Origin of the sequence: Shinella yambaruensis, assembly GCF_022899355.1 — a bacterium.
In the GTDB taxonomy this organism is placed as follows: Bacteria; Pseudomonadota; Alphaproteobacteria; order Rhizobiales; family Rhizobiaceae; genus Shinella; species Shinella yambaruensis.
The window spans coordinates 165,224-186,752 of sequence record NZ_JALJCK010000014.1 but is presented as its reverse complement, the minus strand read 5'-3'; the positions used below and the strand labels follow the sequence as shown (position 1 = coordinate 186,752).

Annotated in this window: 20 protein-coding genes; 11 read left to right on the top strand and 9 right to left on the bottom strand. The window is 66.4% G+C overall.

Features of this window, described 5'->3' with window-relative positions; translation table 11 throughout:
- Positions 1-214: 214 nt before the first annotated feature.
- A complete protein-coding gene (locus tag MUU56_RS27460) occupies positions 215-673 on the top strand; it encodes a YbaK/EbsC family protein (protein ID WP_244770450.1) in 459 nt (152 codons plus the stop codon).
- Positions 674-1,065: 392 nt separating this feature from the next.
- Positions 1,066-2,358, top strand: coding sequence for an NCS2 family permease (locus MUU56_RS27455; RefSeq protein ID WP_244770449.1), 1,293 nt, complete (start codon positions 1,066-1,068; stop codon positions 2,356-2,358).
- A gap of 57 nt (positions 2,359-2,415) precedes the next feature.
- On the opposite strand, the gene MUU56_RS27450 is transcribed toward MUU56_RS27455, so the two are convergent.
- From MUU56_RS27450 to puuE, 5 genes are all read right to left on the bottom strand, one after another.
- Positions 2,416-3,213 (bottom strand): SRPBCC family protein, encoded by a 798-nt coding sequence (locus MUU56_RS27450; protein WP_244770448.1) that lies wholly within the window; start codon positions 3,211-3,213, stop codon positions 2,416-2,418.
- Positions 3,197-3,808: a helix-turn-helix domain-containing protein gene (locus MUU56_RS27445; RefSeq protein ID WP_244770447.1), complete on the bottom strand. Its 612-nt coding sequence runs from the start codon at positions 3,806-3,808 to the stop codon at positions 3,197-3,199. Before MUU56_RS27445 ends, MUU56_RS27450 begins: the two co-directional genes overlap by 17 nt.
- Positions 3,809-3,905: 97 nt before the next feature.
- Complete coding sequence (locus MUU56_RS27440; RefSeq protein ID WP_244770446.1) at positions 3,906-4,391, bottom strand: ureidoglycolate lyase; 486 nt, start codon at positions 4,389-4,391, stop codon at positions 3,906-3,908.
- A complete protein-coding gene (gene alc / locus MUU56_RS27435; protein WP_244770445.1) occupies positions 4,388-5,404 on the bottom strand; it encodes an allantoicase in 1,017 nt (338 codons plus the stop codon). Before alc ends, MUU56_RS27440 begins: the two co-directional genes overlap by 4 nt.
- A gap of 10 nt (positions 5,405-5,414) precedes the next feature.
- Complete coding sequence (gene puuE, locus MUU56_RS27430) at positions 5,415-6,833, bottom strand: allantoinase PuuE (RefSeq protein WP_244770444.1); 1,419 nt, start codon at positions 6,831-6,833, stop codon at positions 5,415-5,417.
- A 162-nt stretch (positions 6,834-6,995) separates the two neighbouring features.
- Here puuE and uraH point away from each other — a divergent pair, with 162 nt between their 5' ends.
- Genes uraH through xdhC form a run of 4 tightly spaced genes read left to right on the top strand, consistent with a single transcriptional unit; the run spans position 6,996 to position 12,113 of the window.
- Positions 6,996-7,361, top strand: coding sequence for a hydroxyisourate hydrolase (gene uraH / locus MUU56_RS27425; RefSeq protein WP_244770443.1), 366 nt, complete (start codon positions 6,996-6,998; stop codon positions 7,359-7,361).
- A gap of 3 nt (positions 7,362-7,364) precedes the next feature.
- Positions 7,365-8,849, top strand: coding sequence for a xanthine dehydrogenase small subunit (gene xdhA / locus MUU56_RS27420; protein WP_244770442.1), 1,485 nt, complete (start codon positions 7,365-7,367; stop codon positions 8,847-8,849).
- A 3-nt stretch (positions 8,850-8,852) separates the two neighbouring features.
- Complete coding sequence (gene xdhB / locus MUU56_RS27415) at positions 8,853-11,219, top strand: xanthine dehydrogenase molybdopterin binding subunit (protein ID WP_244770441.1); 2,367 nt, start codon at positions 8,853-8,855, stop codon at positions 11,217-11,219.
- A gap of 48 nt (positions 11,220-11,267) precedes the next feature.
- Entirely contained in the window at positions 11,268-12,113 is an 846-nt protein-coding gene (gene xdhC, locus MUU56_RS27410) for a xanthine dehydrogenase accessory protein XdhC (protein WP_244770440.1), read from the top strand.
- 6 nt (positions 12,114-12,119) lie between these two features.
- On the opposite strand, the gene MUU56_RS27405 is transcribed toward xdhC, so the two are convergent.
- Genes MUU56_RS27405 through MUU56_RS27395 form a run of 3 tightly spaced genes read right to left on the bottom strand, consistent with a single transcriptional unit; the run spans position 12,120 to position 13,805 of the window.
- Entirely contained in the window at positions 12,120-12,548 is a 429-nt protein-coding gene (locus tag MUU56_RS27405; RefSeq protein ID WP_244770439.1) for a type II toxin-antitoxin system VapC family toxin, read from the bottom strand.
- Entirely contained in the window at positions 12,548-12,802 is a 255-nt protein-coding gene (locus MUU56_RS27400) for a type II toxin-antitoxin system Phd/YefM family antitoxin (protein WP_244770438.1), read from the bottom strand. The genes MUU56_RS27405 and MUU56_RS27400 overlap by 1 nt, the downstream gene beginning before the upstream one ends.
- Before the next feature lie 37 nt (positions 12,803-12,839).
- On the bottom strand, positions 12,840-13,805 hold the full coding sequence (locus MUU56_RS27395; protein ID WP_244770437.1) for a LysR family transcriptional regulator: 966 nt from the start codon (positions 13,803-13,805) through the stop codon (positions 12,840-12,842).
- A gap of 141 nt (positions 13,806-13,946) precedes the next feature.
- Here MUU56_RS27395 and MUU56_RS27390 point away from each other — a divergent pair, with 141 nt between their 5' ends.
- Both MUU56_RS27390 and guaD read left to right on the top strand, forming a co-directional pair.
- Complete coding sequence (locus tag MUU56_RS27390; RefSeq protein WP_244770436.1) at positions 13,947-15,188, top strand: urate hydroxylase PuuD; 1,242 nt, start codon at positions 13,947-13,949, stop codon at positions 15,186-15,188.
- A complete protein-coding gene (gene guaD, locus MUU56_RS27385; protein ID WP_244770435.1) occupies positions 15,185-16,525 on the top strand; it encodes a guanine deaminase in 1,341 nt (446 codons plus the stop codon). The genes MUU56_RS27390 and guaD overlap by 4 nt, the downstream gene beginning before the upstream one ends.
- A gap of 183 nt (positions 16,526-16,708) precedes the next feature.
- Here the strand turns inward: guaD and bhcR are convergent, their stop codons facing one another.
- On the bottom strand, positions 16,709-17,530 hold the full coding sequence (gene bhcR / locus MUU56_RS27380) for an HTH-type transcriptional regulator BhcR (protein ID WP_244770434.1): 822 nt from the start codon (positions 17,528-17,530) through the stop codon (positions 16,709-16,711).
- A gap of 265 nt (positions 17,531-17,795) precedes the next feature.
- Between bhcR and gcl the strand changes: the two genes are divergently transcribed.
- The 3 genes from gcl to MUU56_RS27365 are packed head-to-tail and all read left to right on the top strand — an operon-like array spanning position 17,796 to position 21,307.
- On the top strand, positions 17,796-19,580 hold the full coding sequence (gene gcl, locus MUU56_RS27375; RefSeq protein ID WP_244770433.1) for a glyoxylate carboligase: 1,785 nt from the start codon (positions 17,796-17,798) through the stop codon (positions 19,578-19,580).
- 19 nt (positions 19,581-19,599) lie between these two features.
- Positions 19,600-20,379: a hydroxypyruvate isomerase gene (gene hyi / locus MUU56_RS27370; RefSeq protein WP_244770432.1), complete on the top strand. Its 780-nt coding sequence runs from the start codon at positions 19,600-19,602 to the stop codon at positions 20,377-20,379.
- 43 nt (positions 20,380-20,422) lie between these two features.
- The gene (locus MUU56_RS27365) at positions 20,423-21,307 is read left to right on the top strand and encodes a 2-hydroxy-3-oxopropionate reductase (RefSeq protein ID WP_244770431.1); all 885 of its coding nucleotides are present in this window, start codon (positions 20,423-20,425) and stop codon (positions 21,305-21,307) included.
- Positions 21,308-21,529: the final 222 nt, after the last annotated feature.

Sequence of the window (21,529 nt, the reverse complement as noted above, 5' to 3'; positions counted from 1 at the left end):
GCGGGGTGGAGCAGCCCGGTAGCTCGTCAGGCTCATAACCTGAAGGCCGCAGGTTCAAATCCTGCCCCCGCAACCAACGATCCCAAAGAGCCCCCTCCGTGGGGCTTTTTGCGTTTCTGGGCTGTGCAGCCTCGCCGTAACCCGACAGCGCTTCATCCCACCCCGAACACCCCAAAACATTGCAACGCAAAGGCAGGCGTGGTTATAAGACGGCATGTCGCTCGAATCCGTCCGTGCCTTCTTCTGCGAAAACGCTCCCGAAATCACCGTGCTGGTCACCGAACAGAGTTCCGCGACCGTGCCCCTCGCCGCGGCCGCGCATGGCGTGGCGCCCGAGCAGATCGCCAAGACGATCTGCCTGCGCGTCGGCGAGGAGATCGTGCTCCTCGTGGCCGCCGGCACCGCCCGGCTCAGCAACCGAAAGTTCAAGGACCGCTTTGCCGCAAAGCCCCGCATGCTGGAGGCGCAGGAGGTTCTCGCCGTCACTTCCCATCCGGTCGGCGGTGTCTGCCCCTTCGGCCTGCCCTCTCCCCTGCCGGTCTATTGCGACGCCTCGCTGAAACCCTTTGCCGAGGTGGTGCCGGCGGCCGGCGCCACGAATGCGGCGGTGCGCATCGCGCCCGAGCGCATGGCAAGCCTCGTTCGCGGCGAATGGGTCGACGTTTGCGACTAGGGCATTTCCGGTGAACTCCGATTCATCGGAAATGCTCTAGATGCTTGCTTTTACCGCATTATCCAGCCGAAGCGACTTCGCTTCGGCTGGAAATGCTCCAGGGCCGAAAGGACCGCGAAGGCGCGCTGCTCCTGTCCGCCGTGAAAGAGTTTCAAGCAAATCCGGGGAAATGCCGGGCTGGCGCAATTCCGCTCGAACAAGCAATATGACGAAACTGTGATCAACCGCGGCCGGCTTCCGGCGGACAGCGGCGCGCGGGCGCGGAGGACATCCGCGAGGCAGGCGGTTCGCATGGCGGAGCGTCGCGCCAGGTCCCGGGTCGCTGGAGGAGCAAACTCGACCCGGAAGTTTTGCACGGCGGCGCCGACGAGCGCACGCCAGGGGGAGAAAACATGTTCGAACGGCTTTTCAAGCTGCGTGAGCACGGCACCACCGTGCGCACCGAGGTGATCGCGGGTCTGACGACCTTCCTCACCATGTCCTATATCATTTTCGTCAATCCGGACATCCTGTCGACCACGGGCATGGACAGGGACGCCGTCTTCGTCGCGACCTGTCTTGCCGCCGCGCTCGGCTCCATGGTCATGGCGACCGTGGCCAACTGGCCGATCGGCATGGCGCCCGGCATGGGCCTCAACGCCTTCTTCGCCTTCACGGTGGTGGCGGCGCTCGGCTTCACCTGGCAGCAGGCACTGGGCGCGGTGTTCATTTCCGGCATCATCTTCGTCATCCTGACGGTGACCGGCGTGCGCAGCTGGCTGATCGCCGGCATCCCGCATTCGCTGAGGAGCGCGATCGCGGCCGGTATCGGCCTCTTCCTCGGCATCATCGCCCTGAAGAGCTCCGGCATCGTCGTCGACAATCCGGCGACGCTCGTCGGCCTCGGCGACCTCAAGCAGACCGGCCCGCTGCTCGCCATCCTCGGCTTCTTCATCATCGCCGTGCTCGATGCGCTGCGCGTCAAGGGCGCGATCCTGATCGGCATCCTCGCCGTCACGGTCCTCTCCTGGATCTTCGGCGTCAGCGAGTTCCGCGGCCTCGTCTCCGCCCCGCCGTCGATCATGCCGACCTTCCTGCAGCTCGACATCATGGGCGCGCTGCATGGCGGCCTCCTGCATGTCATCCTCGTCTTCGTGCTCGTCGAAGTGTTCGATGCGACCGGCACGCTGATCGGCGTCGCCAAGCGCGCCAACCTCATCCAGGAAGGCAAGCCGAGCCGTCTCGGCCGCGCGCTCCTGGCCGACAGCACGGCGATCGTCGCCGGCTCGCTGATCGGCACCAGCAGCACCACGGCCTATGTCGAAAGCGCCTCGGGCGTGCAGGCGGGCGGACGCACCGGCCTCACCGCCTTCACCGTCGCCATCCTCTTCCTCGCCGCCCTCTTCATCTCGCCGCTCGCCGGCTCCGTGCCGAGCTATGCGACGGCACCGGCCCTGCTCTATGTCGCCGGCCTGATGATGCGCGAACTGACGGAGATCGAGTGGGAGGACCTGACGGAAGCGGCCCCGGCGGCGCTGACCGCGCTCGCCATGCCCTTCACCTATTCGATCGCCAACGGCCTTGCCTTCGGCTTCGTCAGCTATGTCGTGCTGAAGTTCTTCACCGGCAGGTGGAAGCAGATCCACCCGGCAACGGCGATCGTCGCGGCGCTCTTCGTCATCCGCTTCGCCTTCTTCGCGGAGTAAGGGGATTTTTCTCCGACGGGAAACGGGCCGCGTGATGAACGCGGCCCGTTTTGCATGTCAGGATTTGGCGACGCCGTCGAGCCAGGCCTGCCAGAGCGGCTCGCTTGCCGCGGCCGTCTCCGCGGCCCTCTTTCCGTAGAAGAAGCGGCAGACGCTGAGGCGGATCGTCTCGCCCGAGCGGTAGAGGCCGAAGAGGCCGACGCCGGGCGCCTCGCCGTCGATGCGCACGAGGACATAACGCTGCTTGTCGTCCTGCCGCACGCCGACGACCTCGCCGAAAAACGTCTCGCCGGCTTCGACGGTCCAGTTCTCGCCGACATCGGCCGTCTCGTGGCCGAGCCCGTCGAGCAGCTTGCGCCAGACGACGAGGGCCTCGCCCGTCGCCTCGGCCGAGAGCTGGAAGGAGGCGGCAGGTTGGCCGGCATGGTGCGCGAGATAGAGCCGCAGCACCTCGATGAAGGCGGGCCAGCCGGATTCGAAGCCCTCCATCTGGTCGTCCCAGTCGTCCGTCGCGCTGAAGAGGGAATGCACCATGCGCACGAGGCACTGGTCGCCCGAGCGGGCGATGATGGAGATCTCGGTGGCGACCGGCGGGGCATTCTCCGCCCAGCCCACCTCCACATAGCCGAAGCGGTGCGGCGGCTCCCAGCCGGTGACCGTGCCGCCGGAGGTGACCCCCGGCATGAAGTGGAAGGTCAGCTGGCCGCCGATCTTCTCCTCGATCTCGGCCCGGGTGAACCAGGCGGCATTGCCGGGCCCGGTCGCCATGGCCTGCCAGACCTCCTCGGGCGTGCCGGGGACGAGAAACTCCATTTCCACCCAGCGCTTGCCGCTTGCGTCAAATTTCGTCGGCATCGGACTTCCTTTCCTGGTTTGTCGGTGCGGGATAGGCGGCGACCACCAGCCGGTGCGCCCGTCCGCCCGGGGCCTTTTCGTCGTGGTAGCGGGCGACGAGGGTTGCGACCGCCTCGCTGAGGTCGGCCGTGAAGGCGGCGCGCGCGGCGGGGGAGGCGAAGCGGATCGTCGCGTCGATGGAGAGCGTGGCAAGCCGCTTGTCCGCGGCGCGGGCGCCGCGCCAGAGCGCACCGACCTCGCGCACGATGCGGGCGGCGAGCGCCACAAGATAGCTTGCCGAAAACCGGTCGCCGGAAATGCCGGGATCGGCGCCGACCGGCCCGAGCGCGGCGGGCGAGACGACATAGGATCGCGCCGTCGCCACCATCAGCCGCTCCGTGATGCCGCCCCATCGGCGTGCCTCGGCCTGTTCCACCAGCTTCTCGTCTTCCAGCGCCTTGAGGTGATAGTTCACCTTCTGGCGCGTCAGGCCCACCCGGCCGGCGAGGGTCGCCGCGGAGGCGGGAACGGAAAGCTCGGCGAGCAGGCGCGCCTTGATCGGGTCGAGGGCAAGCGCTGCGGCGGCCGGTGTGTCGAGGATATCGAGATCGAGCATGCGGCAGGATTCCATTGACAGGAAAATTTGTCAAGGAGGATAAAAAAGTGCCGGCCCGTGGAGGCGGGCCGGCGGATCCGTGATCCCGGTGGGCGGATCAGCGGATCAGGAAGGGTTCGGCATAGAAATGCTCCTCGAGGTTCATGCCCTCGCCGCCGCGGTCCACCACGGCGAAATCCGAGACCGTGTCGAGCGGCGTCAGGATGCCGTGCCAGACATTGCGGCCGATATTGACGCCCTGGCCGGGCGCGGTGCGGAAGGCGATCGGCTCGGCGGGGCCGTTCTCCGTCTCCTCGGCGACGACGACGAGGAAGGAGGCGTCGCCGAGCGGAATGAAGGCCTGGCTGCCGAGCGGATGGCGCTCGACCATCGTCAACTCCAGCGGCAGCGGATAGGGCTCGCCGCGCAGGAGGCTGATCATCGGCCGGGCCTTCTCGCCCGTCGTCTCGATATTGGCGAGGTCATGGTAACGGGTGCACTTGCCCGCATTGATCGGGAAGGTATGCGCGCCTTCCCGCTCGATCACCTGGCCGAAGGGCGCGAAGGCCTCGCGGGTGAGCGGCTTGATCTCGATGGTCTTCATGTCTTTCCTCCCTCGGCCGGATGGCCAAAAACACGCAGGCGGCTCACGCCGCCGTCCGGATGGATGTTCAGGCGGACATGCGTCACGGCACCCGCCCGTTTCACGAGAGTGCCGCCGAACGTATGGATGCGGTCGGGGGCGAGCTTCTGCTCGGGCAGGATCTCCTGCCAGAACATCGACGCGGCGGTGACAAGGGTGGGGAGGTCCCCCGTCGTGCCCGTCAGGTCGGCGGCCTGCAGGGAGCAGGCATCCGGGTAGTTGCCCTTGAAATGGGCGGTATCGACGACGATGCTTTCGATCGTCGCCCGTGCTGCGAGCCTGACCACGATCCATTCGTGGCCGGGCACGCGGCGGCGGCTGGTCTCCCAGCCGTCACCCATATTGATGCCGCGGCCGGGCGCGAGCAAGCGCTGGTGGCCGTAATGCCCGTTCGAAAGCGCGACGACCTCTCCGCCGGCGAGCGCCGCCGCAAGGTCGATCGGCTCGCCGCCGATCGCCGTCCGGTCAAGCACCGGCTTGCCGTAGACGCGCAGCCGCGCCACGCCGCCGTCGGGATAGATGCGCAGCCGCACATGGCTGTAGAGCCCGTCGTCGCCGCAGTCGAAGAAATGCTGGGCGCCTGGCCCGAGCGGGCTTGGACCCAGCACCGCCGTCCAGGATGTCCGTACATCCGGCCCTTCCGGCGCATGGCAGGCCTCGATGGCGCAGGCCGTCGGGAAGTTGCCGGTGAAATGGGCCGTATCGACGTCGAAGCCGCGGATGCGGCCGGGCGTTGCCAGCGCGATGACGGCATGGTCGTGGCCGGGTCCCCGGCGGCGGCGGGTTTCCCAGCCGTCCATCCATTTGCCGTTGTCGTCGTAGACGCCCGGCCGGTAGACCGCGGGTTCATCGGCCAGCAGGCGCGACAGCGGCCCGAAGAACTCGTCCGTCGCGAAGATGGCCCTTGCCCCGAGGCCCGCCGAGGCAAGGTTGATCGTTCCGCGCGTGAAGGCGGGCAGGGCGCCGGTCGACATGGTTCCGCTCTCAGGCCGGCAGCATGGCTTTGAGCCGCAGCAGCGCGATGCGCTCCACCTGCCGGCAGGCGGTGGCAAGCTCGGTGTCGCGGTCGTTGCCGATGCGGGCCTCGAAGGCGGCGAGGATGCCGGCCTTCGTGTTGTCGCGCACGGCGATGATGAACGGGAAGCCGAATTTCCTCACATAGGCCTCGTTCAATTCGGTGAAGCGGGCGCGCTCCGCGTCGGTCAGCGCGTCGAGGCCGGCGGAGGCCTGTTCCTCGGTGGAGCTCGCGGTAAGGCGTTTTGCCTGGGCCAGCTTGCCGGCAAGGTCCGGGTGGGCGACGAGCACGCGAAGCCGCTCGGCATCGCTGGCCGCGCGGAACTGGAAGGTGAGGGCGGCGGCAAGGCCGGTCGCCGTGTCGTTCGCCGGCGAAAGTTCGTCGGCGAAGGCGCGGCGGGCGACCCAGTCGGAATGTTCGAACACGCCGCCGAAACGCGCGACGAAGGCCTCTTCGGTCATCTGCGAGGGGCGCTCGGCCGGCGGCTGCGGCGGATGGGTCTTCGCCCAGTGCTCGGCGATGTCGACGCGCCGCGCGATCCAGACCTTCTCGTGGCTCTGCACATAGTCGATGAAGCGGGCGAGCGCCATGACGCGGCCCGGCCGGCCGATCAGGCGGCAGTGCAGGCCGATGCTCATCATTTTCGGGCTGCCCTTGGCGCCTTCCGCGTAGAGCGCATCGAAGCTGTCCTTCAGGTAGCTGAAGAACTGGTCGCCGCTGTTGAAGCCCTGGGGCGTCGCGAAACGCATGTCGTTGGCGTCGAGCGTATAGGGGATGATGAGCTGCTGCCGGCCGCCGTGCTCGTACCAGTAGGGCAGGTCGTCGGAATAGGTGTCGGAGATATAGGCGAAGCCGCCCGCTTCGGCGACGAGATCGACGGTGTTCACCGAACAGCGGCCGGTATACCAGCCACGCGGCCGCTCGCCGGTGACGAGCGTGTGCAGGCGGATCGCCTCGGCGATGGCGGTGCGTTCGTCCTCCGCCGTCATGTCCTTGTGCTCGACCCATTTGAGGCCGTGCGAGGCGATCTCCCAGCCGGCCTCCAGCATGGCGGCCACCTGGGTGGGCGAACGGCGGAGCGCGGTGGCGACGCCGTAGACCGTGACGGGCACGTTCTTTTCGGTCAAAAGCCGATGCAGGCGCCAGAAGCCGGCGCGCGCGCCGTATTCGTAGATCGATTCCATGTTCCAGTGGCGCTGGCCCGGCCACTGGGCGGCGCCGACGATCTCGGAGAGAAAGGCCTCGGATGCCGCATCGCCATGCAGCACGCAATTCTCGCCGCCCTCCTCGTAGTTCAGCACGAACTGCACGGCGACGCGCGCCTCGCCCGGCCACCGGGCGGCCGGCGGTGTCTGTCCATATCCGTGCATGTCACGGCAATATCGCATGGGAACGCTCCTCCAAACGTTTTCGATGCGGAATTTCTAACCGCAAATCGGCTGCGCCATTCCCCACGGAAATTTTGAAAGTCTCGAACGATCCTGCTGCTTTTCAGTGGCAGGGGGCTGGTGGATAGTGATTATCGGAGCGCTGTGTTCGGGAGGAAAGACATGCAAACTCATTCGCAAGGGGCCGGCCGCCTCACGACCCATGTGCTGGACACGGCGCGCGGCAAGCCGGCGGAAGGTCTGCGCATCGATCTCTATAGGGTGGAGGGCGACACGCTGCACCTTCTCAAGACCACCGAGACGAACGACGACGGCCGCTGCGATGCGCCGCTCTTGGCCGGCGAGACGATGAAGGCCGGCACCTACGAGCTGCGCTTCCACGCCGGCGATTATCTCGGCCGCACGGGGGATGGCCCGATGTTCCTCGACATCATCCCGATCCGCTTCGGCCTTGCCGACGAGGGCGTGCACTACCATGTACCGTTGCTCGTCTCGCCCTTCAGCTATTCCACCTACCGCGGGAGCTAAGCCATGGCGGCCGCCAACATCCGCTCGGAACTGCACTTCATCCTCAATGGCCGCGACGTCGCGCTCAGCGACGTCGCGCCGGACCAGACGCTGCTCGACTGGCTGCGCCTCGCGCGCCTGCTCAAGGGCACCAAGGAAGGGTGCGCCGAGGGCGACTGCGGCGCCTGCACGGTGCTGGTGGGCCGGCTGACGCCCGAGGGCGGCCTTGTCTACGAGGGCGTCAATGCCTGCATCCGCTTCCTCGGCTCGCTGGACGGCTGTCATGTCGTCACGGTCGAGCATCTCGCCGCCGGCGACGGCCGCCTGCATCCCGTGCAGCAGGCCATGGTGGATTACCACGGCTCGCAATGCGGCTTCTGCACGCCGGGCTTCGTCATGTCGCTCTATGCGCTGTGGATGCAGTCGCCCAACCCGACCGACCAGGAGATCGAGACGGCGCTGCAGGGCAATCTCTGTCGCTGCACCGGCTACGAGCCGATCCTGCGCGCGGCCCGCGCCATTTCCAGCTATGGCGGCACGGAGAAGGACCCGCTGCTTGCCGAACGCCAGGCGATGATTGCGCGCCTCAAGGCGCTTGCCGACGGCGCGCGCGTCGAGATCGGCGAGGGCAAGAAGCGGTTCGTCGTGCCGGCGAACCTCGATGATTTCGCCGCCGTGCTGGAGGCCGAACCCGCCGCTACGGTGGTGGCCGGCTCCACCGATGTCGGCCTGTGGGTCACCAAGCACATGCGCGACATCACGCCGGTCGTCTTCATCGCCGGCCTCCAGGAGATGAAGGCGATCACGGTAAAGGACGATGTGATCACCCTTGGCGCGGGCGTTACCTATAGCGAGGCCATCGCGACGCTCTCGCGGCACATTCCGGCGCTCGGCCCGCTCATCACCCGCATCGGCGGCCAGCAGGTGCGCAACATGGGCACGATCGGCGGCAATGTCGCCAACGGCTCGCCGATCGGCGACACGCCGCCGGCGCTGATCGCGCTCGGCGCGTCGGTGACCTTGCGCAAGGGCGCGGAACGGCGCACCATCCCGCTCGAGGATTTCTTCATCGCCTATGGCAAGCAGGACCGCCAGCCCGGCGAATTCGTGGAATCCCTTACGGTGCCCGTTCCTCCCGCGGCGGAAAAGTTCGCCGTCTACAAGGTGACCAAGCGCCGCGACGAGGACATTACCGCAACGCTCGGCGCCTTCCGCCTGGCGCTTGCCGCCGACGGCACGGTCGCCGCCATCACCATCGCCTATGGCGGCATGGCGGCGACGCCGAAGCGCGCCTTCGCCGTCGAGAAGGCGCTGCTCGGCCAGAGCTGGACCGAGGCGACGGTGGAAGCGGCCATGGCGAAATATGCCGCGGACTACACGCCGCTGACCGACATGCGCGCGACCGCGGAATACCGCGCGATGGTGGCCAGGAACCTGCTCCTGCGGTTCTATGTGGAAACGACGACCAGCGCGGAGCAAGCGCAGGTGTCCAGATACGAGGCTGCGTAAGCCATGAACAAGCACACTCCAGACCTCAAGGCGGAAAAGATCACCGGCGGCGTGCATGCGAGCCCGCGCCACGATTCCGCACACAAGCACGTCGCCGGCACGGCCGTCTATATCGACGACATCACCGAGCCCGCCGGCACGCTGCATGCCGGCCTCGGCCTTTCAACCGTCGCCCATGGCGTCGTGAAATCCCTCGACCTTTCGGCCGTACGCGCCGCCCCCGGCGTCGTCGACGTGCTGACCCACGAGGACATTCCCGGCGACAACGACATCTCGCCGTCCGGCATGCACGACGATCCCGTGCTCGCCGCCGGCAAGGTGGAGTTCCACGGCCAGCCGATCTTCTGCGTGATCGCTGAGACGCGCGAGGAGGCCCGCCGCGCCGCGCGCCTCGCCAGGGTCGAATACGAGGAGCTGCCCGCCAATATCGACATCTGGGACCTCGACCAGAAGACGCACCGCCAGGTCTTTCCGCCGCTGACGCTGAAGCGCGGCGATGCGGCCGCCGCCCTCGACAGTGCGCCGCGCCGGGTGAAGGGCCGCATGCGGCTCGGCGGACAGGACCATTTCTATCTCGAAGGCCAGGTCTCGCTCGCCGTGCCGGGCGAGGACGACGAGGTCACCGTCTACTGCTCCACCCAGGGGCCGAGCGAGACGCAGCATCTCGTCGCCCACGCGCTCGGCGTGCCGAGCCATGCCGTGACCGTGGAGGTGCGCCGCATGGGCGGCGGCTTCGGCGGCAAGGAGACCCAGGCCAACCAGTGCGCCGCGCTCGCCGCCATCGCCGCCAAGAAGCTGAGCCGCGCCGTCAAGCTCCGGCTCGACCGCGACGAGGACATGGTGGCGACCGGCAAGCGGCACGATTTCGCCATCGACTACGATGTCGGCTTCGACGACGAGGGCCGCATCCTCGGCATCGACTACACCTTCGCGCTCCGGGCCGGTTTCTCGGCGGACCTCTCCGGTCCGGTGGGCGACCGCGCGCTGTTCCACTGCGACAATGCCTATTTCTTCCCGCATGTGCACGCCAGGACGGCGCTCCTGCACACCAACACCGTCTCGAACACCGCCTTCCGCGGCTTCGGCGGCCCGCAGGGCATGGTGGGCGCCGAGCGCGTCATCGACGAGGTGGCCTTCGCCGTCGGCAAGGACCCGCTCGAGATCCGCAAGCTGAACTTCTACGACGCGATGGGCGTCGAGGGGACCCGCAACCTCACGCCCTACCACCAGAAGGTGGAGGACTGCATCATCCAGCGTATCGTCGCGGAGCTTGAGGAAAGCGCCGACTATGCCGGCCGGCGCGAGGCGATCCGCGCGTTCAACGCGAAGAGCCGCATTGTCAAGCGCGGCCTCGCGCTGACGCCGGTCAAGTTCGGCATCTCCTTCACCAAGACGGAATCCAACCAGGCCGGCGCGCTGGTGCATGTCTACACGGACGGTTCCGTGCACATGAACCATGGCGGCACGGAAATGGGCCAGGGCCTGCACCTGAAGGTGGCGCAGGTGGTGGCGGAAGAGTTCCAGATCGATCTCGACCGGGTGAAGATCACGGCGACGACGACGGCCAAGGTGCCGAACACCTCGCCGACGGCGGCTTCGTCCGGCGCCGACCTCAACGGCATGGCGGCGCAGAACGCGGCGCGCCAGATCAAGGACCGGCTGATCGATTTCGCCGCGGAAAGCCATCAGGTGCCGCGCGACCAAGTCGTCTTCCTGCCGAACCGGGTGCGCATCGGCAATGCCGAGATGGCCTTCAACGATCTTGTGAAGAAGGCCTACATGGCCCGCGTCCAGCTCTCGGCGGCCGGCTTCTACAAGACGCCGAAGATCCACTGGGACCGCTCGAAAGGCCGGGGCCACGCCTTCTACTACTATGCCTATGGCGCGGCCTGCTCGGAGGTCTCGGTCGATACGCTGACCGGCGAATATGTCGTCGAGCGCACCGACATCCTGCACGATACCGGCCGGTCGCTGAACAAGGTCATCGACATCGGCCAGGTCGAGGGCGGCTTCATCCAGGGCATGGGCTGGCTGACCACGGAGGAACTGTGGTGGGACGGCAAGGGGCGGCTGCGCACCCACGCACCCTCCACCTACAAGATCCCGCTCGCCTCGGATCGCCCGAAGATCTTCAACGTGGCGCTGACCGACTGGTCGGAAGCCTATGAGCCGACGATCCACCGTTCCAAGGCGGTGGGCGAGCCGCCGCTGCCGCTCGGCCTTGCCGTGCTGCATGCGCTGTCGGACGCGGTGGCGAGCGTGGCGGACCACAGGATCTGCCCGCGGCTCGACGCCCCTGCGACGCCCGAGCGCGTGCTGATGGCGATCGAACGCCTCAAGGCGGCCCGAGCAATTCCAGGAAAAGTGTGATGCGGTTTTCCGTCCGGAATTGCGGCAAAGAAAGCAAGGGGTGAGGCCATGCCCGCCGTGCGCGAAGACATCCGGGATTTCCTGCGCCGGGCGCCGGGGTCGATCCTGGTCGAGGTGACGGGTGCGGCGGGGTCCACGCCGCGCGATACGGATGCCTTCATGCTGGTCTCGGAACGGGAGATCTTCGCGACGATCGGCGGCGGGCAGCTCGAATATATGGCGATCGACCAGGCCCGGCGCGCGCTGCGCTCGGGCGCGGCCGCCGCGCCGATGAGCGTGCCGCTCGGCCCGGAGATCGGCCAGTGCTGCGGCGGGCGCGTCGGCCTGTCCTTCACCGCCATGAACCCGGCGCTTGCGCGCGACCTTATCGCCCGCAGCGACCGCGAGATGGCCCTGAGGCCGCATGTCTACGTCTTCGGCGCCGGCCATGTCGGCGATGCGCTCGCCATGGCGCTGTCGCTCGCCCCGCTGCGCGTCGTGCTGGTGGATACGCGCGAGGACGAACTCGTCGCCTCGACGGTGCCGCGCATCGAGACCTGCCTCACCGCCATGCCCGAGGCCGTGGTGCGCGATGCGCCGGCCGGCAGCAGCTTCGTTGTTTTGACCCATGACCACGCGCTGGATTTCCTGATCACGGCCGAGGCGCTGAAGCGCAACGACGCTGCCTATGTCGGCATGATCGGCTCGAAGACCAAGCGCACGACCTTCCGCAACTGGCTGTCGCGCGAGATCGGCCAGCCCGACCTTTTCACCCGCCTCGTCTGCCCGATCGGCGGCACGTTCGTGAAGGACAAGCGCCCGGCGGTGATCGCGGCGCTTGCGACCGCCGAGATCATGACGGCCGCGCTGACCTGGGCAGGCGCGCGTCAGGATGCGGTTCCCGTCAGGGATTGAAGCAGTCTATTTCCCGGCAGCCTTTTCCCACGGGTTGAGGCATGGGACGCCGAGCGGCTGGAAGTCCGAAAGGTTGCGTGTGACGAGGACCAGATCGTTGGCGAGTGCGGTCGCCGCGATCATGCCGTCGGCGGTCGGTTTCCTGCCGGGTGTCGGCAATCGACCTGCGATCGAGGCCGCCTGCATATCGAACGGCAGGAGCCTTGCGGAAAATTCCGGCAGCACGACGGCCGTCAGCCACAAGGAAAGGTCATCGGCAAAATCGGGATTGCGAAGACGTTCGCGTTGTATGCCGAACTCGATCTCCATGATCGTTACCGTCGACAGATAAGCGGTCTCGACATCGAACGCGTGGAGAAATTCCTGGAACTCAGCGGCCTGACGCCCAGCCCTGCGGGATGCGGAAACAACGTTCGTATCGAGCAGGAATGCCATCAGAATTCGACGTCCCGGCCCTCGAAGCTGGCGCGTTCGGGCGCAAAATCGTCATCGAACCTGGAACCCTTGTGGTTGAGGGCGTCATACAGGCTTTTCGACTTTCGCCAATGGTCCTTGAAGTCGCTGTAGCGGACAAGCACATAGCGCGCCTCGCCATGCTCGGTGATGACGAGGGGGCCTTCGTTTGCCGCCTTCTTCGCCTTGCTCGGATTCTGGTTGAAGTCGGCGCTGGTCATGGAGGCGAAGGACATGGGCTTCTCCATCTAGTACATTCTTGGAGGAAATATACTATTTCTCGCTGTCTGCTTCAACCGCCTCGGCTTTGCCGCCGTCGATCTCCTCTCCGAGCAGCCGGCCGATCAGCCGCTGACATCGCTCGGCCATGAAATCGATCATCAGCCGCACCTTGGGATCCTGGAAACGCTTGTGCGGATAGATCGCGGCGAGCTGCACGGAGGCGGGCGGGCTGTCCTTCAGGATCTCCACCAGGCGGCCCTCGGCAAGATGGGCCTTCACCTCGAAGAGCGGCTTGTTGATGATGCCGCGACCTTCCAGCGCCCATTGCGTCAGCACGTCGCCGTCGTCGCTGTCATAGGGTCCGGCGACCTCGAACTTGCGCACGCCCTCGGCGGTCACCAGCGTCCAGTAATATTCCTTCGAGCCGGGATAGCGCAGCAGCAGACAGTCGTGCTTGTCGGCGATCAGCGCATCGGCCGTCTTCGGCGTGCCGCGGCGGGAAAGATAGGCCGGCGAGGCGCAGAGCACGCGCTCGCAATTGAGGATGCCGCGCATGCGCAGGTTCGAATCCTCCAGCACGCCGAGCTTGAAGGCGACGTCGACGCCCTCGGCGAGGATATCGACATTGTGGTCCGATAGGCGCACCCGCACCTCGATGTCGGGATACTTGTCGTGGAATTCCGGAATGCCCGACGCGATGAGGCGCCGGCCGATGCCGAGCGGCGCGGTGATGCGGAGCGAGCCCTTGGGATTGCGCGACAGGTCCGCGATCGCCGCCTCCGCCTCGTTCACCGCCTCGATGATCTTCACCGCGCCCTCGTAGAACACGCGGCCGTGCTCGGTCGGCGAGAGCTTGCGTGTCGTGCGGTTGAACAGCCGCACGCCGAGATGGCGCTCCAGTTCCTTGATGCGATTGCTGGCGACCGCGGGGGTGACGCGCTGGTCGCGCCCCGCCGCCGAAAGGGTACCGAGTTCGACCACGCGAACGAAGACGCGCACATTATCGAGATAGGACATGGCTCTTTCTACCACATCGGCGTGCCGAGCAAAGAGGCGGCCATCTTTTAGATTTTTTTGAAAGTGTTCGGGATTCACCGGGATTTCCGTGAAAATCACTTGATGGCAAACAAGCCCATGGAAAAATGGGAGGAGGTCCCTATGTACGAATATGCCATAGCCTGGGATTGGTTGATGTTCGCCGTCCGCTGGCTGCACGTCATCACGGCGATCGCCTGGATCGGCTCGTCGTTCTATTTCGTCGCGCTCGACCTGGGCCTGAAGAAGCACCCCGCGCTGCCGCCGGGCGCCCATGGCGAGGAATGGCAGGTGCATGGCGGCGGCTTCTACCACATCCAGAAATACCTGGTGGCGCCGGCCAACATGCCGGAGCATCTCGTCTGGTTCAAATGGGAGAGCTACGTCACCTGGCTGTCCGGCTTCGGCATGCTCTGTCTCCTGTATTACGCGGGCGCCGACCTCTACCTGATCGATCCGAACGTGCTCGATGTCTCCAAGCCGGTGGCGATCGGCATTTCGCTGGCCTCGCTCGCCTTTGGCTGGATCATGTACGACCTGATCTGCAAGTCGCCCTTCGGCAACGACAACACGCGGCTGATGATCGCACTCTACTTCATCCTCGTCGTCGTCGCCTGGGGCTATACGCAGCTCTTCACCGGCCGCGCCGCCTTCCTCCATCTCGGCGCCTTCACGGCGACGATCATGTCGGCCAACGTGTTCTTCATCATCATTCCGAACCAGAAGATCGTCGTCGCCGACCTCATCGCCGGCCGCACGCCCGATCCGAAATACGGCAAGATCGCCAAGCAGCGCTCGACCCACAACAACTACCTGACGCTGCCGGTGCTGTTCCTGATGCTGTCGAACCACTATCCGCTGGCCTTCGGCACCGAGTTCAACTGGATCATCGCCTCGCTTGTCTTCCTGATGGGCGTCACGATCCGCCACTACTTCAACACCACCCATGCCAATGCCGGCAACCCGACCTGGACCTGGCTTGCCACCGCGCTGCTCTTCGTCATCATCATGTGGCTCTCCACCGTGCCGAAGGTGCTGACCGGCGAGACGGCCGACGCGAAGGTCTCGGCCAGCCAGCAGCCCTTCGTCACGGCTGAAGCCTTCCCCAAGGTGCGCGACACCGTTCTCGGCCGCTGCGCCATGTGCCATGCCAAGGAGCCGGGCTGGGAGGGCATCATCACGGCGCCGAAGGGCGTCGTCCTGGAAACGGACGGCGAGATCGCCAACCACGCCCGCGAGATCTACCTGCAGGCCGGCCGCTCGCACGCCATGCCGCCGGCCAACGTGACCCAAATCTCCGACGAGGAGCGCCGCCTGCTCGTCGCCTGGTACGAAAGCGCCATCAGCGGGGAGAAGACCCAATGAGCGAACTCCTGATCCGCGGCCGCGTGCTGACCTTCCTCGCCGAGCCGCAGGGCATCGACGACACGGCCGCCTGGCGCTACATCGAGGACGGCGCTGTCTTCGTGCGGGGCGGCAAGGTCGTCGAGATCGGCGAGCATGCCGAGGTCTCCAGGCGCGCCGGCCCCGGCGTTGCGGTCGCCGACCATCGTCCGCACCTCGTGCTGCCGGGCCTCATCGACACGCACCTGCATTTCCCGCAGACCCAGGCGATCGCCTCCTATGGCGCGCAGCTCCTGGAATGGCTGAACACCTATATCTTCGTCGAGGAGCAGAAGTTCGCCGAGGCCGCCCATGCCGCCGCCGTGGCGGACCGCTTCATGGACGAATTGATCTCGAACGGCACGACGACCGCCGTCGCCTATTGCTCGGTGCATCCCGAAAGCGTCGAGGCCTATTTCTCGGCGGCCGAGGCGCGCGGCATGCGCATGGTCGGCGGCAAGGTGATGATGGACCGCAACGCGCCCGACGCCCTGCGCGACACGCCGCAGCAGGGCTATGACGAGACGAAGCGTCTCATCGAAAAATGGCACGGCCGCGGCCGCGCGCACTACGCGATCAGCCCGCGCTTCGCCATCACCTCGACGCCCGGGCAGATGGAGATGAGCCAGGCGCTCGTCGCCGAGCACCCGACCTGCTTCGTGCAGACGCATCTTTCGGAGAACCGCGACGAGATCGCGTTCGCCACCTCGCTCTACCCGCAGGCGAAGGACTATACGGACATCTACGCCCGCTACGGCCTGCTGAACGACCGCATGCTGCTCGGCCATTGCATCCATCTCGGCGACCGCGAGGTTTCCGTGCTCGCCGAGACGGGCGCCGTCGGCGTCTTCTGCCCGACGTCCAACCTCTTCCTCGGCTCGGGCCTCTTCGACCGCGACAGGTTCGACCGGCTCGGCGCGCGCTGGTCGGTGGCGACGGATGTCGGCGCCGGCACCAGCTTCTCCATGCTGGAAACGATGGACGAGGCCTACAAGGTGCTGCACCTCAACGGCCAGAAGCTGACGCCGTTTAATTCCTTCTACCGCCTGACGCTGGGCAATGCCCGCGCGCTCGGGCTTGAGAAGCACATCGGCTCGCTGCATGCCGGGGCCGATGCGGATATCGTCGTGCTTGATTCCTCCGGCAAGTCGGCGATGGAATACCGCATGCGCACCGCCACCTCGCTGGCGGAGGAGCTCTTCATCCTGCAGACCATGGGCGACGACCGCTGCGTCGCCGAGGTCTATGTCGCCGGCAAGGCGATGAAGGGGAAGGGCAAGGTGGGCGCTTCTGAAAAGCGGGTTCTCGAAACGGCCTGAAATCCGGTATGGCGGGGACGTGTTCGCCTGCCGGCGCCGCACACGCCATCGTCATCCTCGGCCTTGAGCCGAGGATCCACATGACGCCTCTTCGCTTGTGACATGGATGCTCGGGTCAGGCCCGAGCATGACGGAGGAGAGGTTTCGGGAGAAATGCGGCGGGGGCGTTTGCTCGGGATGGCTTTATCTCACCCGCCCGCCCATCGCCTTGGTCAAACCCTCTGCCGCCGCCCTGACGACCGGGCCGAAGGCGTCGACCTTGCTGTCGGGCAGGCGCACCGCCGGGCCGGATACGGAAATGCCGGCCACCGCCTCGCCATATTCGTCGAAGATCGGCGCGGCCACGCAGCGCATGCCGAGCGTGTGCTCCTCGTCGTCGATAGACCATCCGCGGGCGCGGATCTTTCCGATATCCTCGAGCAGCGTCGGGATCGTGTCGCGCGTCTTGTCGGTGAAATGCTGCAGCGTGCGGCCGGAAAGCAGCGCCTCGATGCGGGCATCCGGCCAGGTGGAGAGGATCGCCTTGCCGATGCCGGAGGCGTGGATCGGACCGCGCCGGCCGGGGCGGAAGAAGGCACGCATCGGCGCATGGCTTTCCACCTGCGAGATGAAGACCACGTCGCCGTCGTCCTCGATGGCGATGTTGGCGGTCTCGCCGCAGCCCTCCATCAGCTGCTTGAGGAACGGCCGGCTGATCGTGCCGAGCTTGCGGAAGCGCAGATAGGCGGTGCCGATCTCGAAGGCCTTCACGCCGATCGTCCAGGCGCCGGTCTCCGCGTCATGGGCGACCATGCCGTGCTGGGCGAGCGAGGTCAGCAGGCGGTGCACGGTGGAGGGCGCCATGGCCGACTGGTCTGCAAGGTCGGTGAGCGCCGCGCCGTCCGCCTGCGCCACGAGATCGAGAAGTCTCAGGCTGCGGTCCAGCACCTGCACCGAGGACGGTGCCGCATTCTCGCCGGCCTTGCGGCCGGGCCGCCCCCGCGTCTTCTCCTGCTGCTCCGCCATGCCCTGCCTCTTCTTCCGCTTGCCGCAAGACCCCTCGTCCGCCTGCCGGCACCTTCTCGGGAGAGAAGGTGGCCCGAAGGGTCGGATGAGGGGGAATGCGATATGACCGCCGTTGTCGACCCCATCCATGACATAGCCGGCCCGTGGCGATTGTTCCAGTTTCGTTGAAAATGTTTATTTCCATATGATGGGATTGATTTCCATTTTATGATTGCGCGCAGGAACAGATGCGCTACCTTCATTCTCAAGAGACGGAGGAAATCCCATGGCTAAAATGCGTGCTGTCGATGCAGCGGTCCTGGTTCTGGAGAAGGAAGGCATCGATTGTGCCTTCGGCGTTCCGGGCGCTGCGATCAATCCCTTCTATTCGGCGCTGAAGGCGCGCGGCACGGTCCGCCACGTGCTCGCCCGCCACGTCGAGGGCGCAAGCCACATGGCCGAGGGTTATACAAGGGCCCGCGCCGGCAATATCGGCCTGTGCATCGGCACGTCGGGCCCGGCCGGCACCGACATGATCACCGGCCTTTATTCGGCCTCCGCCGATTCGATCCCGATCCTGTGCATCACCGGCCAGGCGCCGCGCGCCCGCCTCGACAAGGAGGACTTCCAGGCGGTCGATATCGCCAAGATCGCCGCGCCCGTCACAAAATGGGCCGTCACGGTCATGGAGCCGGGCCTCGTTCCCTATGTCTTCCAGAAGGCGTTCCACACGATGCGCTCCGGCCGTCCCGGCCCGGTGCTGATCGACCTGCCGATCGACGTCCAGCTCGCCGAGATCGAGTTCGACATCGACGCCTATGCCTCGCTCGAGCCCTACAAGCCGGCCGCCACCCGCGCCCAGGCCGAGAAGGCCCTCGCCATGCTGAACGCGGCCGAGCGCCCGCTGATCGTCGCCGGCGGCGGCATCATCAACGCGGATGCCTCGGACCTCCTGGTCGAGTTCGCCGAGATCACCGGCGTTCCCGTCATCCCGACGCTGATGGGCTGGGGTACGATCCCGGACGACCACCGGCTGATGGCCGGCATGTGCGGCCTGCAGACCTCGCACCGCTACGGCAACGCGACGCTGCTCGCCTCCGACTTCGTCCTCGGCGTCGGCAACCGCTGGGCCAACCGCCACACCGGCAATATCCCGACCTATACGGAAGGCCGCACCTTCGTCCATGTCGATATCGAACCGACCCAGATCGGCCGCGTCTTCACGCCGGATTTCGGCATCGTCTCGGATGCCGGCGCCGCGCTGAAGATGTTCCTCGACGTTGCGACCGAATGGAAGGTCGCCGGCAAGCTGCGCGACTGGTCGGCCTGGGCCGAGGAGTGCCAGGAGCGCAAGCGCACCATGCTGCGCAAGACCCATTTCGACCACACGCCGCTGAAGCCGCAGCGCGTCTACGAGGAGATGAACAAGGCCTTTGCCCGCGACACCTGCTACGTCTCGACCATCGGTCTTTCCCAGATCGCCGGCGCGCAGTTCCTGCATGTCTACAAGCCGCGCAACTGGATCAACTGCGGCCAGGCCGGCCCGCTCGGCTGGACGCTGCCCGCCGCGCTCGGTGTGCGCGCCGCCGATCCCGATCGCCCGATCGTCGCCCTGTCCGGCGACTATGACTTCCAGTTCCTCATCGAGGAACTGGCGGTCGGCGCCCAGCACAAGCTGCCCTACCTGCATGTGGTCGTGAACAATTCCTATCTCGGCCTCATCCGCCAGGCCCAGCGCGGCTTCAACATGGACTTCGAGGTCTCGCTCGCCTTTGACAACATCAATGCATCGGGCGATTCGGAAGCCGGCTATGGTGTCGACCACGTCGCCGTCGCCGAAGGCCTTGGCTGCAAGGCGATCCGCGTGCGCAGCCCGAACGAGTTCCAGGAAGCCTTCAACACCGCGCAGGCACTGATGAAGGAGCACCAGGTCCCCGTCGTCATCGAGTTCATCCTCGAGCGCGTCACCAACATCGCCATGGGCGCCGACATCAATGCCGTCGTCGAATTCGAGGACCTGGCCGAACGCGGCGAAGACGCCCCGACGGCGACGCTGGCCCTCCTGGACTGAGACGAAGAGAGGAAACACCATGCCGAAATTCGCGGCCAACCTGACCATGCTCTTCAACGAGGCGCCGTTCCTCGAGCGCTTCGCGCTGGCCGCCAAGGCCGGCTTCGAAGGGGTGGAATATCTCTTCCCCTACGATTTCGACAAGGAGGCGCTGCGCGCCGCGCTTGATCTCAATGGCCTGACGCAAGTGCTGCACAACCTGCCGGCCGGCAACTGGGCCGGCGGCGAGCGCGGCATCGCGGTCCTGCCGGACCGGGTCGACGAGTTCCGCCGCGGCGTGGCCTCGGCCATCGACTATGCGACGGCGCTCGGCTGCAGGCAGGTCAACTGCCTCTCGGGCATCGCCCCGGTCGGCGTTCCGGACGAGGTGCTGCGCACCACCTTCGTCGCCAACCTGAAGCTGGCGGCTGGCGAGCTCGGCAAGCACGGAATCCGGCTTCTGATCGAGCCGATCAACCGCTTCGACATTCCGGGCTTCTACCTCAACACCCCGGTCCAGGCGGCCTCCATCATCGCCGAGGTGGGCAGCGACAACCTGTTCATCCAGTACGACCTCTATCACCAGCAGCGCACCGAGGGCGAGCTGATCGGCACGTTCAGGAAGCACCAGGCGCAGATCGCCCATGTGCAGCTTGCCGACAATCCGGGCCGGGGCGAACCGGGCACCGGCGAGATCGCCTGGCCCTTCGTGTTCAAGACGCTCGATGCGCTCGGCTACGACGGCTGGATCGGCTGCGAATACAAGCCGCGCACCACGACGCAGGAAGGCCTCGGCTGGCTGGCCGAAGTCGGCCGCTGAAGACACAAACACATTCAAAGCTGAAAGTCTGGGAGTTCAGATCATGGCAAGTATCGGTTTCATCGGCCTCGGCATCATGGGCACCCCCATGGCGCGTCACCTTCAGGACGCCGGCCACACGGTGATCACCTCGAAATTCGCAATCCCGCCGCGTCAGGAACTCATCGACAACGGCCTGAAGATCGTCGACAGCCCGAAGGTGCTGGCCGAGACCGTCGACACGATCATCCTCATGCTGCCCGATACGCCCGAGGTCGAAGACGTGCTCTTCGGCGAGAACGGCGTCTCCTACGGTCTTGCGGCCGGCAAGCTCGTCATCGACATGAGCTCGATCTCGCCGATCGCCACCAAGGAATTTGCCAGGAAGATCCGTGCGACCGGTGCCGAATATGTCGATGGCCCGGTCTCGGGCGGCGAGGTCGGCGCCAGGAACGCCTCGCTCTCCATCATGGCCGGCGGCTCGCAGGAAAGCTTCGACCGGGCGCTGCCGCTCTTCCAGCTGATGGGCAAGAACATCACCCTCGTCGGCGATTGCGGCGACGGCCAGGTGACGAAGGTCGCCAACCAGATCATCGTCGCGCTGACCATCGAGGCGGTGTCCGAAGCCCTCGTCTTCGCCTCGAAGGCCGGCGCCGATCCGGCGCGCGTGCGCGCCGCGCTGATGGGCGGCTTTGCCTCCTCGCGCATTCTCGAAGTGCACGGCGAGCGCATGGTCAAGCGCACCTTCGATCCGGGCTTCCGCATCTCGCTGCACCAGAAGGACCTGAACCTCGCGCTGCAGGGCGCCAAGACGCTCGGCGTCGCCCTGCCCAACACCGCGTCCACGCAGGAGCTCTTCAACCAGTGCGCCGCCCATGGCGAGGCCGGCCTCGATCACTCAGGTCTCGTCAAGGCGCTGGAGCGCATGGCGAACCACGCCGTCGCATGACGGCCTGGCCGGGCGGGGAGGGGAGCCCCGCCCGGCCACCCCTTCCGGAGGAGGCGGCGCGCCCCCTCATCCCCCGCCGCGGCTCTTTTTCATCGGGAGGTGCTGGCGGGCGGGTGAGGGGCTGTGCTTAATTGCCCGGCCCGAAGCGCCGCGCGCCCCGCACATGGCGACGGCCGCTGTAGAATTTTGAATCTGCTGCCGGAATCCCTCGTTTCGAGGCCC